Genomic DNA, 17463 nt, shown 5'->3' on the forward strand with positions numbered 1-17463 from the left:
AGTCGTCCCTTGCATGTATTTAGTATACTTGCAAGGGCTTTTTTTGCGTCTATCTGAGAGGAGAAAGTAATGGATAAGAAATTAGATGTACAAAATATGATTTTGACATTGCAAAGTTTTTGGAGTGAAAAGGGCTGCATGTTGATGCAGGCTTATGATACTGAAAAAGGTGCCGGGACAATGAGTCCGTATACTTTTTTAAGAGCTATCGGACCAGAGCCTTGGAATGCAGCATATGTTGAGCCATCAAGACGTCCTGCTGATGGACGTTATGGTGAAAATCCTAATCGTTTGTATCAACATCATCAGTTTCAAGTCGTAATGAAACCAGCTCCCGAAAATATTCAAGAGTATTATTTAGATTCTTTACGTGCTTTAGGAATTGAACCATTGGAACATGACATTCGTTTCGTTGAAGATAACTGGGAGAATCCTTCAATGGGTTGTGCTGGTGTTGGTTGGGAAGTTTGGCTTGATGGTATGGAAGTCACACAATTTACTTATTTCCAACAAGTTGGTGGCTTGCAAGTTCATCCTGTAACTAGTGAAATTACATATGGTGTTGAACGTTTGGCATCATATATTCAAAACGTTAATTCTGTTTATGATCTTGAGTGGGGTGACGGTGTTTTATATGGTGATATTTTCAAAGAACCAGAATATGAACACTCTAAGTATTCCTTTGAAGAAAGTAATCAAGACATGCTATTCAAATTTTTCAATGCGTACGAAAAAGAAGCTAACCGTTTGATGGATTTAGGATTAGTACATCCCGCTTATGATTATATTTTGAAATGTAGTCATACATTTAATTTACTCGACGCCAGAGGAGCCGTTTCTGTTACTGAAAGAGCTGCTTACTTATCAAGAATCAGAAGAATGGCGCATAAAGTTGCCAAGGCATTCGTTGAGGAACGTGAAAAATTAGGTTTCCCATTGTTGGCAAGTAGCAAAGTAAAGGAGAAAGAAAATGACTAAAAATTATTTATTAGAAATTGGTTTGGAAGAGATGCCAGCCCACGTTGTTACTCAAAGTGAGAATCAATTAGCACAAAAGGCAGCTAAATTTTTAAAAGATAATCGTCTATCTTTCTCTACTATTGAAAAGTATTCAACACCTAGACGTTTGTCGATCCTTATAAAAGATGTTGCCGAAAAGCAAGAAGACATCGATGTTAAAGCAAAGGGTCCAGCAAAGAAGATCGCAAAAGATGCTGATGGCAATTGGACTAAAGCTGCACAAGGATTCGCCCGTGGTCAAAAGATGACCGTCGATGATATTTTCTTTGAAGAATTAAAAGGTGTTGAATACGTTTACATTCAAAAACATGAAGCTGGTAAATCAGCTAATGAAATTTTAAGCAATATTACTGAAGTTATTGAGTCACTAACATTCCCTACAAGAATGCGTTGGGGATCATACGATTTTGAATATATCCGTCCAATTCATTGGTTAGTTTCATTACTAGGCAGTGAAGAGATTCCTTTGAAAGTTTTGGATGTTAAATCAGGACGTATAAGTCGTGGACATCGTTTCTTAGGCAAAGATGTTGAAATTGACAATGCTGATGATTATGTTGAAAAATTACGTTCACAGTTTGTCATAGTTGATGCAACAGAGCGTAAAAATATTATTAATGATCAAATTAAAAAAATTGCTGCTGATAATAATTGGGTTATCGACATTGACAGTGACTTGCTAGAAGAAGTTAACAACTTAGTTGAATATCCTACAACCTTCTACGGTTCATTTGATAAAAAGTATCTTGAAATACCAGAAGAAGTTTTGATCACATCTATGAAAGATAACCAAAGATATTTCTTTGTGAGAGATCAAGCTGGTAAATTATCACCTCACTTTATTGGTGTAAGAAATGGTAATACTAAATATCTTGAAAATGTTATCCAAGGTAACGAAAAAGTTCTTGTCGCTCGTCTAGAAGATGCTGACTTCTTCTTTAAAGAAGATCAAAAGAAGACGATTGCCGATTATGTTGAAAAACTTAAATCAGTTAATTTCCACGTTAAAATCGGTACAATGTTTGAAAAGATGCAACGTGTTCATGCAATTTCAGAACATTTAGCTAAATTATTTAACTTGAATGAACAAGAAACAAAGGATCTACTTCGTGCAAGTGATATTTATAAATTTGATCTTGTTACAAATATGGTTGATGAATTCCCAGAACTACAAGGTACTATGGGTGAAAAATATGCTGCCATAATGGGTGAAACAGAAGGTGTTGCTAAAGCAATCAGTGAACACTATATGCCGATCTCTGCTGAAGGAGATCTTCCCAAGACTAAAGTAGGCGCAACTTTGGCTCTTGCTGATAAGATCGATTCTTTAAAGACTTTCTTTGCGGTTGATCTTATCCCTAGTGGTTCAAATGATCCATATGCATTAAGAAGACAAGCTTATGGTGTTGTAAGAATCTTGGATCAAAACCAATGGTCATTAAATATTACTGATCTTCAAGAATTCTTAGCAGGTCTTAATGTTAAGGAAGGATTGGATCTATCGAAGAACCAAACAGAATTTACTGACTTTATGATCGATCGTATCCGTCAATTGTTAAATACACTTGATATTAGAAACGATATTATTGAGGCTGTCAGTGAAGGATCAACTGTTGATCCAGTAGCAATGATCGATATTGCTAAAGTATTGCAAAATCATGTTTCAGATGATGACTTTAAACAAGTTATTGAAGCATTGAGTAGAATTGTTAATTTATCTCAAAAGGCTGGATTCAAGTTTAGTGATGATTTATCAGTTGACGATAAGTTATTTGAAAATCCATCTGAAGGTAAATTAGAAGAAGCAATTTCCAAGATAAGCAAATCAAATACTAATGATGCAGAAAAGTTGTATACTGCATTAGCTAGTCTAAAACCAGTTATTGATAATTACTTTGATGAGAATATGATCATGGCCAAAGATGAAGCGGTTAAGAACAATCGACTTACTCAATTAGTTATTGCAAACCATTTAATTGCAAAATTAGGTAACTTGTCTAAAATTGTAGTTAAGTAGGTGTATTATTTGTGTTTTATGAATCCATGTGTTAATCTATAATTCACTGTTTTTATAAACATTTTGAGGAGGTGACAGCCGTGGCAACTCGAATTCCACAGGAATTTATAGATGAGGTTACCTCGAAAACTAACATCGTCGATGTTTTAAGTAAATATGTTCAACTCAAGAAAGCCGGTAAGAATTTTGTAGGTTTATGCCCCTTTCATGAGGAAAGAACCCCTTCGTTCACCGTCACAGAGGAAAAACAATTTTTCCATTGTTTTAGCTGTGGTCGTGGAGGAAATGTTTATAAATTCATTATGGAAATGGAAAGCAAGTCTTTCCCTGAGGCCGTAATAGAAGTAGCCAAAATGGGTAATATTCCTATTCCGGATAGTTACCAAACCGAAAACACTAATTATCAAAATTCGGATAGCAGAACTTTACTGAAAATGTATGAAGAAACTGCTAAGTTATATAATCATATTTTGTTGAAGACAGAAAATGGTAGTGGGGCATTAAAGTACCTTAATCAGCGTGAAATCGACAATGATTTAATTAAAACGTTCAATTTGGGATATGCTCCAAATAACTCTGATTTGCTATTACAGTTTTTCAAAGATAGGTCAATTTCTGAAGATATCTTGAGAAAATCAGGATTATTTGCAGAAAATGAAGATGGTCAACTGTTTGATCGATTTAGAGATCGAATGATGGTCCCAATAACTGATGAGGCAGGAAACGTTGTTGCATTTTCAGGTAGAATTTTAGATAAAAATGCTAGTACGGCTAAGTATTTAAATAGTCCAGAAACCGAAATTTTTAGTAAGAGCAAAGTTCTGTTTAACTTAAGCAATGCTAAAAAAAGTATTCGAGATAATCAAAATGTTATCTTATTTGAAGGCTTTATGGATGTGCTTAGTGCGTATAAAGCAGGTGTCAAAAATGGTGTCGCATCGATGGGTACTAGTTTGACAGATCAGCAGCTGTATACGTTAAGTCGTCTGACTAATCAAATTAATATTTGTTACGATGGCGATGATCCTGGTGTTGAGGCAACTTATCGAGCGTTAACGCAACTTAGTGATGAGCGTTTTACTTATGGAGTCATCAGTGTTCCTGATCAAAAAGATCCAGATGAATATATCCGTAGTGAAGGCTTTGAGAAGTTTAATAGTTTAGTCAAAAATGGTGTACAAACACCAATTTCATTTATCCTTAATTATTTTCGTCGGCACTACAATCTTAATAACGAACATGACCAACTAGAATTTTTGAATCAATCGCTTCAAGAAATCGTCAAGTTGAGTTCACCAGTAGAAATTGATATGTATGTCGGTAAGGTTGCCGATGAGATGAATGTCTCTAAAGAATCTATCAATAAAGAACTAGATTCTTTAAGACGAAGTAACGCTATCAAACAGCCAGCTAATAATTATAAAGATATTCAAAAGGTATCATTAGAACGTGCAACTGCAAGTGTCAGATCTAATAAATTTGATAGAATTGAAAAATCTGAGCGTTGTTTGTTGTATTGGACCTTAAATTTTCCAGAGTTAAAAGCTAATTTAAAGGGTAATAACTTTCATTTTGTTCACGATAATTATCAAAAACTCTATGAATCACTGTTAGCCTTTGGTGATATTAACAATAATATGGAAATGTCTGACTTTATGAATGGGCTGGATGACGGCGGCAAGAATCTTTTGGCTGAACTAGAGATGATGAAGATGCCTCAAGAGTATTCTGAACAAGAGATTGAAGATTATATATCCAATATCAACAATTATGATTTGGAATCACAGGTGTCAGAAATCAATCAACAACTTAAACAAGCTGCAATGGTAGGTGACAATAAATTACAATTAGAGCTAACAAAGCAATTAATTGATTTAAGAAAATTGTTAACTAGTAATTAGAAGCATACTGGAGGAAAATACATGGCAACTAAAAAAACAACAGTATCAAAAGAACTTAAAAATGCTACAAAGAAGCTTGTTAAAGATTTAAAGAAAACTGGTAAGATCACTGAGACTGACTTAACAGAAAAAATTATTACTCCATATAAATTAAAGGGCGATGCTCTTAATACCTTTATTGAAGAACTTGAAGATCAAGGTATTGGTGTTGTTGATGATAAAGGTAATCCAAGTAAGCTTTCACTTCTAAAAGAAGAAAAGAGTGCTAAGAAAACTAAAAAAGAAACACCAGCTCCAACTGATATTAAAGTCAATGATCCAGTTCGTATGTATCTAAAGGAAATTGGTCGTGTTCCTTTACTTAATGCACAACAAGAAGTTGATTTGGCTTTGAAGATCGAACAAGGTGATGAAGAAGCTAAGCAAAGACTGGCTGAAGCTAACTTACGTTTGGTTGTTTCAATTGCTAAACGTTATGTTGGACGTGGTATGCAATTCCTTGATTTGATTCAAGAAGGAAATATGGGTTTGATGAAGGCGGTTGAGAAATTCGATTATCGTCTAGGATTCAAGTTTTCAACATATGCAACTTGGTGGATCAGACAGGCTATTACGCGTGCTATTGCCGATCAAGCTAGAACTATTCGTATTCCTGTTCATATGGTTGAAACTATTAACAAATTGATCAGAATTCAACGTCAATTACTTCAAGATCTTGGCCGTGAGCCATTACCAGAAGAAATTGGTGCTGAAATGGATATGGCAACTGGTAAAGTTCGTGATATTCTAAAGATCGCTCAAGAACCAGTTTCATTGGAAACACCAATTGGTGAAGAGGATGATTCTCATCTTGGTGACTTCATCGAAGATTCTGATGCAACTAGTCCTGAAGACCATGCTTCATATGAATTGTTGAAGGAGCAACTAGAAAATGTTCTAGATACTTTGACAGATCGTGAAGAAAATGTGCTTCGTTTGCGTTTTGGTCTAGACGACGGAAGAACAAGAACACTAGAAGAAGTTGGTAAAGTATTTGGCGTTACTCGTGAGAGAATTCGTCAAATCGAAGCCAAAGCTCTTAGAAAATTGCGCCATCCATCAAGATCTAAACAATTAAAAGACTTTTTGGAATAGATTTTGGAAAAGAACAGTATGAAATTTACTGTTCTTTTTATTTTTTTCATTTATTCATATTAAATAGTTATGTTTTTTTACAAGTTGCGTTAACATTAATATATCTACTTTTTGGAGGGTTTATATGCTAGATAAAAAGATTTATGATGAAATTTTTTCACATTCATTTACAATTCCGATCAAGGTCGTTTTTTGGGATGGAAAAGAAAAAAACTATGGACCAGAAGGAAAGTCTGACATAACAATCAAGTTCAATAAGAAAATTGCAATTTCAGAAGTTGTTAAACATGCCACACTTACTTTAGGTGAAGCTTATATGGATAAGGATATTGAAATCGAAGGTTCGATTCAAAAGCTTATTACATCAGCTTACACACAATCTGACAGTTTTATGTCGAGTATCAAGTTAAAGAAATTTGTTCCTAAGTTCAGTCATAGTGAAGAAAATAATAAAAAAGAAATTCAGGAACATTATGATATCGGTAATGATTTCTATAAATTGTGGCTTGATAAGACAATGACTTATTCATGTGCTTATTTCCGTACCCCAGAAGATACACTTGAACAGGCACAAATGAATAAAGTTCATCATATTTTAAATAAATTAAATACAAAACCTGGCGAAAGCATTATCGATATTGGTTGTGGTTGGGGAACAATGATGTTTACAGCAGCCAAAGAATATGGATTAAAAGCTAAAGGTGTTACTTTAAGTCAGGAACAATATGACTATGTTAAAAATAAGATTGAAGAAGAAAATTTAACTGATCAAATGGAAGTTATCCTTGAAGATTATCGTGAAATCGATGAAAAATTTGATCACGTAGTTTCAGTTGGTATGTTTGAGCACGTCGGTGAAACACACCTAGAAGGATACTTTAAGACAGTTAAAAAGATGCTTAAACCAAATGGTAGTGCTTTGATCCATGGTATTACCGGACAACATGAAGGCTTAGGTGTTGATCCATGGTTAGTTAAGTATATTTTCCCAGGTGGCTATATTCCCGATATTAAAGAAAATATTGGACATATTATGGATGCAAAATTACAAATTGATGATCTTGAGCCATTACGTCGTCATTACCAAAAAACAGTTGAAATTTGGCGCCATAATTTCTTAAAAGTTGAAGACAAAGTTAAAGATATGTACGGTGAAAGATTTGTTCGTATGTGGGATCTATACCTTCAAGGTTGTGCTGCTTCATTTGAAAGTGGTAATATCGATGTAATCCAATATCTATTAACAAATGGACCAAGTGGTACAGCAATGCCAATGACACGTGAATATATGACAGACTTAGATCGTAAGACTGCAGAATAGAGGTTTAATTTGACTTTACTATCAAACAGACTGCAAGCCGTAGCTAAAATGGTTGATAAAAATGCTAGAGTTGCCGATATTGGTTCCGACCATGCTTATTTACCAGTTGAATTAATTGAAAAGAAGATAATTGATTACGCAATTGCCGGTGAAGTAGCCAAAGGTCCGATGTCTCGCTCTAAAGCTGATATTGATAAATTTGGCTTAAGTGAAAACGTTGATGTCCGTTTAGGTGATGGTCTAGCCGTTATTTTTCCAGAAGACAGAATTGATACAGTTGTTATTGCAGGCATGGGTGGAATATTAATTTGTGATATTTTAACACGAGCTACGAAAGATCAGTTATCAAATGTAGAGACGTTGATATTGCAACCTAATATTGGTGAACCATTGGTCAGACATTGGTTGATCGAGAATGGATTTGAAATAGTTGATGAAGATATTTTAGAAGATGAAAAACATGATTATGAGATTATTAAAGCTCATAAGACAGCAAATGCATCAAATTTAAATGACGCCCAATATTTAATGGGTCCTATTTTGATGGAACAAAAGTCTTCCGATTTTCTAAAAAAATGGCATCGTAAACTGAATGGCTATAATAAAGCTGTTAGTAATATGCAACATGCCAAAAAAATTGATATCGATAAAATAAACAAAATGAAGCAATATATTAAATATGTTGAGGAGATTTTGTAATGGTCAAAGTACAAGATATTATTAATCATGTAGAAGAATTTGCACCATTAGCTATCAAAGAAGATGGTGATCCAACTGGTTTTCAAATTGGTGATCGTAACCAAGTAGTTCATACTATTATGACGACACTTGATGTTCGTCCTAAGGTTGTTGAAGAAGCTATCAATAAAAATGTTGATATGATCATGGCTCACCATCCTATAATGTTTCACTCACCCAAAAATCTCGATTTAGACTCGCCACAAAATAAAATGTATCGCGATTTATTGTCACATAATATTGCTGTTCATTCAGCACATACTAATTTGGATAAAGCACATGGTGGTATGAATGACTGGTTAATGGAAAAACTAGAGTTGAAGAATGCTCGCTATCTTGATCCTAACGATGATTATTCAATCGGTCGTATGGGTGATTTGCCTGAAGAGATGGATCTGTTAGATTTTGCGAAAAAGGTTCGTGATACTTATCATTTACCAAACCTACGCTATGTAAAATCAGAATTAGGTCAACCAGTTAAAAAAGTAGCAATTATTGGCGGAGATGCTGGTAAATTTTATCCAGAAGTTTTAAAAGCTGGTGCTGATACTTTTATTACCGGGGATGTTTATTACCATACTGCTCATGATATGATGTCAAACGGATTGAACGTGATTGATCCTGGTCATCATATTGAAGCTATTTTTATTGAGAAAATGGCCCGTTTATTAAGCGATTGGAAAAAAGCTAATAAGTGGGATATCGAAATCATTCAATCAGAAGTAAATACTGAACCATATAATTTTATTTAGGGAGTGAAACTAATGGCAGTAAAATATGAAAAATTAATTCCACGTTTTTTGGATTATGTTAAACAGAATACTCGTTCAGATGAGAATTCAACTACTGTTCCTTCAACAAAAAGACAAACAGTCTTTTTAAATAAATTAAAAGATGAGTTGAATCAAATTGGTTTAGTTGATGTTAAAATCAATCCAGTTGATTCTTATTTAACAGCTGAATTACCTTCTAATTTAGATTATGAGGTACCTGTCTTAGGGTTAATTTCTCATGTTGATACTGCTGATTTTAATTCAGAGAATATTAAACCTAAAATCGTTGAAAATTATGATGGTGACGTTATTAAGTTGGATGCTGAAGGGAAATATACTTTAGATCCAAAAGTCTTTCCTTCATTAAATAAATATGTTGGTCAAACTTTGATCACGACAAGTGGTGATACTTTGTTAGGATCTGACGATAAGTCAGGTGTTAGTGAAATTATTACTGCTATGGAATATTTAATAGCTCATCCTGAAATCAAGCATGGGAAAGTAAAAATTGGTTTAGGTCCTGATGAAGAGATAGGAACTGGTGCTGACAATTTTGATGTTAAAAATTTTGGTGCTGACTTTGCCTATACAGTTGATGGTGGTCCAGTTGGACAACTTGAATATGAAACATTTTGTGCTGCTAGTTTAAAAGTCAATATTGCCGGAAAAGATGTTCACCCAGGTTCAGCAAAAGGTATCATGATCAATGCCATTGGTGTTGCAAATGAATTTCAAAATGCTTTACCAAGTGATGAAGTCCCTGAAAAGACTGATGGTCGACAAGGTTTCTTCCATTTATTGGATATTAAAGGAACTGTAGATTCAGCTTCACTTTCATATATTATTCGTGATTTTGAACGTGATGGATTGGAAAATCGTAAAAATAAAATCATTCAAATTGTGAAGAATTTGAATGATAAGTATGGTGTAGATACGGTTAAGATCGACATGAAAGACCAGTATTATAATATGATCGATGTTATTAAGGATCATATGGAGGTTGTTAGAATTGCTGAAAAGGCTATGCAGAATTTAGGTATTGAACTTGATGAAGATGCTGTACGTGGTGGAACTGATGGTTCAAAGATCTCATTTATGGGCTTACCAACTCCTAATATGTTTGCTGGTGGCGAGAATATGCATGGGCGTTTTGAGTATGTGGCTGAAGAGTCGATGGAAAAAGCGGTCGATGTAATTCTCGAAATTATCAAACTTAATAGCGCAAATAAATAATAACGATTTATAAATAATCACACTTTTGAAGTGTGATTTTTTTGTTATCAAATATAAAAAAATCGTATACATCCTAAACCTCATTATTTGATATAATTAATTAACTAATTTGATCAATTAATTATATTAAAGAGGTTATTTTATGCGTATTAATGAAATAAGCAAGAAAATAGTAATCATATTTTTTTTGTTATTTAATTTTACTATCATATCTTTTATTAATAATAACTATCTAATTGTAAATTCCATTGCAGCTGAAAAAAAACTGCCAGCAGATGAAGATCCAGAAGATCCGATCGATCTGCAAAATGCTTTAGATACTGCTCCTAGAGGCTTGGATATTTCAGATCCAACCTTTCAACAAGGTGTTTTTACTAAAGTAGATTCATCTGAAAATATGAATTCTTCTAAAGTTATTAAACGAAACGCCTTGGATCGATCAGACAATACGCGTATTTTGCGTGTTAATCATGGGCATTATCAATTAGGATCAATTTGGAGTAATATCGATCAATCTAATTATCTTGATATTTCTAAAGATCAAACAATGTCGATGTGGTTATATTTTGGTCATCCGATTAATAGTAGTAAACCTAAAGAAGTGGGTGATGGGATGGCATTTGTATTACAAAATGCTCAAGATGATCCGAAAAATACAGATAATCCCTTCGGAGGTATACGAGCTATTTCTAGATTCAAAGGAAACCCAGCTCCAGGAGAAACTTTAGGAGTTTGGGGAGCAGACTTTGATAACCTTAGTCCGAATTTTGGAGAAACCGATAAAATTTTACCAACTGCGATTCAAAATAGTTTTGCAATTGAATTTGATACTTTTCTGAATATTTTGGGTGAATATAAGGATATCAGTGGTGAAGGAGTTTCATTTGAATATAGAATACAAAGATTTCACAAGCCTCCTATAAAAGGACAGCATATTAATATGGATTACCCGGATGTTTCTGATACTTATTTCCCATGGTTTTCTACTGTGGATAGGGAAAAGGATTATTATGTTATGAATCATAATAATTTAGTTGATGAATTGAATCTAACTAATAGTAAGTGGCACCATATGACAGTCAAATTTAATCATTCTAATAGTGTTCTTTCTTATACATTCGATGATAAGAATAGTGTAGATGGAACAGCTTTGCCTAATCCAATTAGTAAATCTATTAAATTGGATATGAGTCACTTCAAATTAAATGGTAGTAATAAGTTAAGGTGGGGTTTTACAGGTTCTACTGGTAAATATATGGAGAATAATTTAATTGTCTTTGAAAGTATTCCTTCATTTGTTAGTGCAGATTCCACGACAAGTATTAAAGATAATACTAAGAATAAAGTTTTGACCGCAACTGATAAACACGTTGATTCTGGGGACGAACTAAGTTTTATTTATAATTTAAATTATAAGAATGGTTCTAAAGAATGGTCTAAAATTTTGGCAAAGATCAATTTACCAAAACAAGTTAGTTATACTTCAGGAACTATCACTTATAGCGATGGTACGAGTGAGGAAATACCATTAAGTGAATATAGCAATGATCAAGTCATACACACATTGGGCAGAGCCTTATCTAATAATATGAATCATGCCAAAATCGAATTGCATGCTAACGTTAATTTAGTAGGTGAACAAACTAAAGTTCCTATGACTCACGTTAAGTTTGAAAGTGATAATTTCATTATTGATGATGATAATCAAGATTTTATTATTGATTTGCCGCAAATGATGATAAGTGCTAAATCAGCAGTTTCAATCGATGGAATTTCTTTAGATAAGGTACCTGATCAAATTCCAATTAATGGTGAGGTTTGGTATACAAACGGAAATAATATTCGTCCAAGTGATGTTACTTTACATATTAATATGGGCAAATATACTAATGAATTCAATTTGACTAAATATAATGGGTCGAATGCAGCTTTTGACTTTGAAATTCCCAAAACTGAACTGATCAAAGGCCAAAATATTTTAACGATTTATGCGACCGATAATAAAGGCCTGCAAACGGGAAAAGTGCAGCTGATCTTTAATATTAGTGGAAATCTAGAATTTGGTGATTTTGAAAAGAAAGTTTCATTTCAAAATATTAAACAAGTTCAATCAAACGAAATAATTCCAAGACAAGATGGTTGGCAGGTAGAGGTTATTGATGGTCGTAATTCTGGACAAGGCTGGACTCTCCAAGCTAAATCAACTGATCTTTTTAATGAATTGGGTCATAAATTAGATGGGAACATAATATATCGTAGTTTAAATGGTCGAATCTATCCTTTAAATAATTATCAAAGTATTTATTGGAATACTAAAGAAAGTGACGATGTTCAAACTGTTGATGTTGCCAGTGAGTGGACCAAAGATAGTGGAGTATTATTGCAACTTGGGAAGTATAATCCTGCTGGTGTGTATAGTGGGACGATTTCTTGGTCACTAGTCGATGGCATAAAAAACATCTAATTCCGTCATACAATAATAAATTTAATGTATAATATTTTGTATGGAAATAATGAATTTGTAAAATGTGAATGTATCTGATATTTTTTTAGTATATCAATGCATTCTTTTTTGCATTTCATTGTTGGGGGAGGAAGTATGAGGAAAAGAAATTATTTATTACTAATTATAAGTATGATATTTTTACTTATCTTGGGCGGATGTACTAGTGCCAAGCCTAAATTAAGTAAAACTAGCAGTAATGGTAATATTGTCATCAAAGGACACAATTTTAGAGGTTTATATCAAGGTAATGGAACAGCTAATGATCCAGACTATAAATATTCGATGTATTTTGGAAAAGATGGTAATTTTGTTCAAGATATAATTAGCTCCAAAGGTTTTGCCGGACGATTTACTGAAAAAGGTACTTATACGATCGCTAAAAATGGTGATGTTACGATGAATATCGATAGTGTAACCGAAGAACGTTTCAGTAGTGATGCTGCTTTAAGAAAGGGAAAAGCTCCAACTAGTATTGTTCAAAGACAAGGTAATACTTTAAGTGCAGCCGAAGATCATCCAATAAAAATTGAGAATAAAAAATCTTATTTGTTGGGTACGGTCAATAAAGTTAAACTTTATCCAACAAGTAAAGCAACTGTTAATTATCATAAACATTATCGAAGTGAACTAAAGAAGTACGATAGTGCTCATAATAGTTTTTCTGGTCATGGTTTCACTTCAAATGGTATGGACACACCAATGAATGCAATTACTTTTAAGAATAATAAATTTATTTGGAGATACGGTTATCAAGATTCTAGGAATACTGCAAAAAATTCTGCTGTAATGGCAGTATTTCAAGGTACTTATTCATATAATTCGAATAATCATATTATGACTTTGAAAGTATCTAATCAATCTAAAGCATATTATGGTGATTTGATGAAACTTGGTGGATTTGAATATCAAAAGATTGGTGAATCCTTAGCAGGTAAAACTTTGAAACTGAAATATCATGATAATGATTTAGATTTGATCAGTGGTGAATTCGATACTTGGACGATGGAGGATGGTCATCCTGATGATGCATCGCAAAGTCAGCCTAAGTACGATGACTATATTAATAGTTATTCTGTTTCAACTTTTGATTCACAAATGAAGAAGGGTTCAAGTTCTGATTCTTCTGGTAGATCAGTTGAAGATGTTTTCCCAACAAAGGAAGACTTTGCTGATTGGGTAACTGATTATTTTAGAAATAAAGGAGACGATTATTTCCATGTTTTAGAAGCTGGGGATGGTGAAACATTACCAGTCCGTTCACCTGAAAAAATGGATGGTACCTCTAACCCAGTGCCTATGATTTATAGACTATATTATTCAATTGCAGAAGAAGGTAATGAAATAAGTGATGTTGGTAGAAATATCGGTATTACTGAAGATGGTAAACTATATAGTGGTCATTTCATAATGTATGATGATGAATTAACTCAAGCTTATAGGGCTTACGCAAATAATTAAAAAAAACAATTCTAACTTAATTGACAGTTAGAATTGTTTTTTTAGAATTATTTCCTTATATCAATGTAAGGGTCTTCATTTAGTATATATGTTGTTATATACTATAGTGTATAGGAAAATTGATAAATGAAATATGTGTGTTGAGGAATTTTTTTATTTATGCGTGATTTAAGCATATTTTTTCTGTAAATTTTCCCAAATTTGTTTCGAGGGGACGAATGAATAGATGGACTTTAAAAGAAAACGCCTAGAAAAAGCATTAGAGGAGAAAACTTATCGTGTGAAATTAGTTCATGGTAAGAAAGGATGGTTAGCTGTTGGCTTAACCTTTATTACATTATTTGGTGTGTCAATTTTAGGTCAAAAAACAGTAGATGCATCAGCCGTTAATAATGTAGCAACAGTCAATACAACTAACGGAAGCTCAATTCCGTTATGGAATGATGTCACTACAAGTAATATTCATAGATCAGACAGAGGACTTCAAAGTGGAACTTCTTGGAAGACAGATAAAGCTGTCATCGGTGTGGATGGCAAGACGTATCTTAAAGTAAGCACAAATGAATATGCAAATATCGATCAAATGGACTTACAGGATGAAACTTCCAAACAAGATTTAAGTGGTGTTGTTCATGTGGGAAACAATACTCAACTTTATAGTAATCCATTAGAAGGTGCTAAACCGATTTCTAACCGTGCTCTAGCAGCTAATACAGATTGGAAAACAGATACTAAGGTTACAGTTGATGGTGTTACCTATTATCGTGTTTCGACCGATGAATGGGTAAAAGCAGAGGATTCTAATTTAATTTCCGAAAGTTCACGTTCAGATAAGACATATATTGCAAATGATCCAGACGCTGAACCATTGCCAGATACTGACACAGATACAGGCGAAGGTACTGATACAGATAATAACGGTAACAATAATAGTGGATCTGGTGATACTGATGGTGGTGGTACTACTACACCAGTAGCCAAAACAGCAAATGTAACAGTTAAGTATGTAGATACAACAACTAATGACGAACTCACTGATTCTGAAGAAACAGTAAAGGATCAAGAAGTAGGTAAGGAGTATAAAGCAACTCCAAACTTACCAGAAGGCTATGAATTAGATAGTGCCAAAACATCAACAGATACAGTTAACGTAACTGAAGCTGGTCCAAATGAGATAACGTTCTACGTTACACCAGTAGCCAAAACAGCAAATGTAACAGTTAAGTATGTAGATACAACAACTAATGACGAACTCACTGATTCTGAAGAAACAGTAAAGGATCAAGAAGTAGGTAAGGAGTATAAAGCAACTCCAAACTTACCAGAAGGCTATGAATTAGATAGTGCCAAAACATCAACAGATACAGTTAACGTAACTGAAGCTGGTCCAAATGAGATAACGTTCTACGTTACACCAGTAGCCAAAACAGCAAATGTAACAGTTAAGTATGTAGATACAACAACTAATGACGAACTCACTGATTCTGAAGAAACAGTAAAGGATCAAGAAGTAGGTAAGGAGTATAAAGCAACTCCAAACTTACCAGAAGGCTATGAATTAGATAGTGCCAAAACATCAACAGATACAGTTAACGTAACTGAAGCTGGTCCAAATGAGATAACGTTCTACGTTACACCAGTTACCGACACTTCAACAACAGAATAAATCATTCCAAAACACCCAAACCAGCCAAGGTTTAGGTGTTTTTAATATTCTAAAAATAAATCAAATTAATCCTACAATTAACCATAGATTTGTTCTATACTGTGGATACAGCACTTATAAAATATAACTTTGGAGGGATATTATGCCACTAGTACACATCGAACTAATTGAAGGACGCGACCATGAACAACTAAAAGGAATGGTAAAAGACGTTACTGAAGCTATTTCTAAGAATGTTGGGGCACCTAAAGAAAACATCCATGTTGTTTTGAGTGAAATGAAGAAGGAACATTATGCAGTTGGCGGTGTTCTAAAGAGTGATGAATAAGTAAACTTTGGCTGTGTCGGAATGCGACATAGCTTTTTTATTTTGAAGGAGAGAAAATGTTAGACTCTGTTTTACCAAATAAACACCTTACGATTGAGCAGCAAGATGTTTTAAATGATATATTAAATTTTTGTCGTAGTAATTTGCAACAAAACACCAAAGGACTTTTCCAATTAAATGGAGATGCCGGTACTGGCAAAAGTGTTATTTTAACGCAATTATTTTTAAAAATCGAACAACAAGAACATCGAACTAATAATTACTTTTTAGTAAATCATCCCGAACTTTTAAAAGTTTACCAAGATAATACTGGTGAATTTCCGGAACTACGTAAAAATAGATTCTTAAGGCCAACCACGTTTATCAATCAAATGAATAAAAAACAGAAAACTGCGGATATTGTAGTTATAGATGAAGCTCATTTATTATTAAGTGAACCTGATCGCTATAATAATTTTTCTCAAGATAATCAATTGGAAGAAGTTATCAAACTTAGTAAAGTTGTGATCATAGTCTATGATGAACGACAAGTTTTAAAAATGAAGAGCTACTGGTCCCAAAATTATATTGATAGTTTGGTTTCCCGATATAATTTGAATTATCAGTTAAAGACACTTCATACACAAATGAGAATGAAAGCACCAAGAAAAATTACTCAATGGATCGATGATTTAACTAATAAACTAAAACTAGATCCTATTAATAAGCAAACTAGTTCATATTTAGGCGGCACTATTCAAGGATATGATTTTAAAATATTTAAAGATGCAGAAAAAATGTATCAGCAATTGCGTTTAGATAATCAGATCTTTAAAAAATCACGGATAGTTTCAACGGCTGATTATCCATCAACTTTAGATGGCAAAAAACATTATATTAATGAAGGCAATTTCCAATTGCCTTGGGATCAATATAACTATTCTCAAACTACTTGGGCTGAAAAAGAATCGACGATCAACGAAGTAGGGTCCATCTATACCATTCAAGGATTTGATTTAAATTATGTTGCAGTGATAGTTGGTCCATCAATTGTTTATGATAGTCCAGGTAAAATAAAGATCTATATTTCTAAATATGAAGATCATGAAGCTTTTAAAAAGAGACCTTTTAAAGATATTGATGATATCGATCTAGCAAAGCGACAAATTATTCTTAATTCTATGAATGTTTTACTTAAAAGAGGAGTTAAGGGATTGTATATTTACTTTCATGACTCAAGAATTTTTGATTTCTTAGTAAACTAATAAGGTTACATAACAAAAAATATTTAAAGTTAACGAACCTGATCTCGGTAAAGAGATCAGGTTTTTTTTGACTCAATTAATAGAGAATAGGTAAATATGTTACGCTACTATATAGACATAGTGT

General features: G+C 33.3%; 13 protein-coding genes. All 13 read left to right on the top strand.

From position 1 onward, the window contains the following. The first annotated feature begins 69 nt into the window (after positions 1-69). Positions 70-978 carry a glycine--tRNA ligase subunit alpha gene (gene glyQ / locus EKM77_RS01520; protein ID WP_125591946.1) on the top strand — a complete coding sequence of 303 codons (909 nt, stop codon included), beginning with the start codon at positions 70-72 and terminating at the stop codon, positions 976-978. Further along, on the top strand, positions 971-3037 hold the full coding sequence (glyS, locus tag EKM77_RS01525; RefSeq protein ID WP_125591948.1) for a glycine--tRNA ligase subunit beta: 2067 nt from the start codon (positions 971-973) through the stop codon (positions 3035-3037). The genes glyQ and glyS overlap by 8 nt, the downstream gene beginning before the upstream one ends. Before the next feature lie 80 nt (positions 3038-3117). Then, on the top strand, positions 3118-4938 hold the full coding sequence (gene dnaG / locus EKM77_RS01530) for a DNA primase (protein ID WP_125591950.1): 1821 nt from the start codon (positions 3118-3120) through the stop codon (positions 4936-4938). A 21-nt stretch (positions 4939-4959) separates the two neighbouring features. Then, complete coding sequence (gene rpoD, locus EKM77_RS01535; RefSeq protein ID WP_057765331.1) at positions 4960-6072, top strand: RNA polymerase sigma factor RpoD; 1113 nt, start codon at positions 4960-4962, stop codon at positions 6070-6072. A gap of 124 nt (positions 6073-6196) precedes the next feature. Further along, positions 6197-7393: an SAM-dependent methyltransferase gene (locus EKM77_RS01540; RefSeq protein ID WP_125591952.1), complete on the top strand. Its 1197-nt coding sequence runs from the start codon at positions 6197-6199 to the stop codon at positions 7391-7393. A 9-nt stretch (positions 7394-7402) separates the two neighbouring features. Then, entirely contained in the window at positions 7403-8092 is a 690-nt protein-coding gene (locus tag EKM77_RS01545) for a tRNA (adenine(22)-N(1))-methyltransferase (RefSeq protein ID WP_125591954.1), read from the top strand. Beyond that, positions 8092-8883 carry a Nif3-like dinuclear metal center hexameric protein gene (locus tag EKM77_RS01550; RefSeq protein ID WP_125591956.1) on the top strand — a complete coding sequence of 264 codons (792 nt, stop codon included), beginning with the start codon at positions 8092-8094 and terminating at the stop codon, positions 8881-8883. The genes EKM77_RS01545 and EKM77_RS01550 overlap by 1 nt, the downstream gene beginning before the upstream one ends. 12 nt (positions 8884-8895) lie before the next feature. Beyond that, entirely contained in the window at positions 8896-10137 is a 1242-nt protein-coding gene (gene pepT, locus EKM77_RS01555; protein WP_125591958.1) for a peptidase T, read from the top strand. A gap of 142 nt (positions 10138-10279) precedes the next feature. Beyond that, positions 10280-12601, top strand: a complete 2322-nt coding sequence (locus tag EKM77_RS01560) for an L-type lectin family protein (protein WP_125591960.1) — start codon at positions 10280-10282, stop codon at positions 12599-12601. 135 nt (positions 12602-12736) lie between these two features. Next, a complete protein-coding gene (locus EKM77_RS01565) occupies positions 12737-14101 on the top strand; it encodes a hypothetical protein (protein ID WP_125591962.1) in 1365 nt (454 codons plus the stop codon). 226 nt (positions 14102-14327) lie between these two features. Beyond that, on the top strand, positions 14328-15767 hold the full coding sequence (locus EKM77_RS01570; RefSeq protein ID WP_125591964.1) for a MucBP domain-containing protein: 1440 nt from the start codon (positions 14328-14330) through the stop codon (positions 15765-15767). Positions 15768-15909: 142 nt separating this feature from the next. Then, positions 15910-16095, top strand: coding sequence for a 2-hydroxymuconate tautomerase (locus tag EKM77_RS01575; RefSeq protein WP_125591966.1), 186 nt, complete (start codon positions 15910-15912; stop codon positions 16093-16095). Between the two features lie 56 nt (positions 16096-16151). After that, positions 16152-17339 carry a DUF2075 domain-containing protein gene (locus tag EKM77_RS01580; protein ID WP_125591968.1) on the top strand — a complete coding sequence of 396 codons (1188 nt, stop codon included), beginning with the start codon at positions 16152-16154 and terminating at the stop codon, positions 17337-17339. The last annotated feature ends 124 nt before the right edge of the window (positions 17340-17463 follow it).

Origin of the sequence: Companilactobacillus baiquanensis, from assembly GCF_003946605.1 — a bacterium.
Taxonomy (GTDB): Bacteria; Bacillota; Bacilli; order Lactobacillales; family Lactobacillaceae; genus Companilactobacillus; species Companilactobacillus baiquanensis.